This is a genomic window from Streptomyces sp. NPDC001093, from assembly GCF_040298985.1.
Taxonomy (GTDB): Bacteria; Actinomycetota; Actinomycetes; order Streptomycetales; family Streptomycetaceae; genus Streptomyces.
Map to the genome: position 1 here is coordinate 1 of NZ_JBEPBF010000286.1, position 1,644 is coordinate 1,644.

At 65.0% G+C, this 1,644-nt stretch carries 2 protein-coding genes; one reads left to right on the top strand and one right to left on the bottom strand.

The features are described 5' to 3' along the window. The first annotated feature begins 110 nt into the window (after window positions 1-110). Entirely contained in the window at window positions 111-500 is a 390-nt protein-coding gene (locus tag ABT288_RS49895; RefSeq protein WP_351623445.1) for a hypothetical protein, read from the top strand. On the opposite strand, the gene ABT288_RS49900 is transcribed toward ABT288_RS49895, so the two are convergent. Next, window positions 456-1,514 carry an IS630 family transposase gene (locus ABT288_RS49900; RefSeq protein ID WP_351623446.1) on the bottom strand — a complete coding sequence of 353 codons (1,059 nt, stop codon included), beginning with the start codon at window positions 1,512-1,514 and terminating at the stop codon, window positions 456-458. The two genes, ABT288_RS49895 and ABT288_RS49900, sit on opposite strands and share 45 nt — an antisense overlap. Window positions 1,515-1,644: the final 130 nt, after the last annotated feature.

Sequence of the window (1,644 nt, forward strand, 5' to 3'; positions counted from 1 at the left end):
GCTAGTGGCTCGTCTCGGATCCTTGGGTGGATAACTCTGTAGGCTGCCAACTGGTCTTGATCACTGTCGTGGATGTACGGCCTGGTGTGCTCGTGGAGGAGGGTTGGCGCGTGGCGGAGAAGCCCGTGCGGAACTCGGTGTCGCTGGGTGTGTTCCTCGCTGTGGCGGCTCACCCCCGGGTGGCGTCCAGCGTTGTCGAACTGGCGGGTCGCGGCATCACCGCAGACGCGGCTGCGAACTGTTGGGTGCTTGAGGTCGGGAAACCTTCCTTGGACGGCTTCACGCTGTCCGACAAGATGATCGAGTTCGGCGAGCTGGAGGATCAGCTCGTTGAACTGTGGCAGGAGTGTGGGACTGGCGAGGTCGACGCGGCGGCCTTCGAGACCCGTCTGGCGGAGATCGTCGAAGCCATGGAGAAGTGGCCGTCACTCCCGGAGGCGCCCGTGGAGGACTTCTCAAGCCGCCTTCCCCGGGTACTGGGTCCAGGTACGGATGGGTGAGTCGGGGGCGAAGTTGGTCTTCGGTTGGGCCCGGGCGTTGCGCCAGCGGATGTAGGCGGCGATGGCGGCGTTCTGCTCGCCGTGGCTGCGGTGGTCAGTGCCGTTGAGGGCGAAGTAGCGCAGGGCGGCGAACTCGGACTCGATCCAGTTCAGCCATGATCCATAGGTCGGCAGGAAGACCAGCTCGACGTCATGGGCAGCCGCCCAGGCCCGGACGTTCGGGTGCTTATGCGGGGAAAAGTTGTCCAGCACGACGTATAACTTCTCTCCGGGCCAGCGGGCGCGCAGGGCTTTGAGCAGGGACAGGAACTCGCGCCATCGCTTTCGCCGGCGGATGCGGTAGTACATCTTGCCGGTTGCCAGGTCGAGGGCTGCGAGCATGTGCATGACGCCGTCGTAGCGGTTGTAGGTGGCCCGCAGCCGGGGCGGGGAGCCTGCCGGTCGCCATGCCCTGCCTTTGCGGGGCATCAGGTTCAGCGGGCCGAACTCGTCCACACACACCACCCGGCCGTCGTCGGGCGGGGTGTCGTAGAGGGCCAGGATGCGGTGCATCTTGGCGATGAAGTCGGGGTCGTTCGAGGACTTCCAGGTCGTAGTCGTCTGCCAGGAGACCTTGCCCTCGCGCAGTATCCGCCGCAGTGTCTCGCGGCTGATCGCAGGGACTACCGCCTGTTTGACCAGATGCTCGGCCAGCTTGGTCAGGCTCCAGGTGGAGAACGAAGCGATCTTCCAGTCGGCGGGGGACGTCCGGGCGATCAGGCAGATGTGCTCGCGTGCCTGGCTACTGATCGTCCTGGGGCGTCCCCCGCTCCATTTTGGGTCCAGAGCGTCGAATCCCCGCTCGTTGAAGGCGTGGATGACGTCGCGCACGTAGTCGGCGCTGACCTGCATCAACAAGGTGATATCCGGTACGGATTGGCCTTGCGCGGACATCAGCACGACGATCGCCCGCCGTAGCTTCACAGGGTCCTTGGCGGTTCGGCTGATCCGCTGCAGCCGACGCCCTTCCTCCATGCTCACCGGCCGGACGAACACTCCCGGACGACGCCCCACGACCACCTCCGCGATCACAGCTTGAAGGCAGCCTGCCGTGCAACGGACGAAGGATCAATTAACTGGTCAAGGCTCCGAGACGAGCCACTAG

Coding starts and splice junctions, on each gene's coding strand:
- ABT288_RS49900 (WP_351623446.1), bottom strand. CDS start 1,514: ATGGAGGAAGGGCGTCGGCTGCAGCGGATCAGCCGAACCGCCAAGGAC.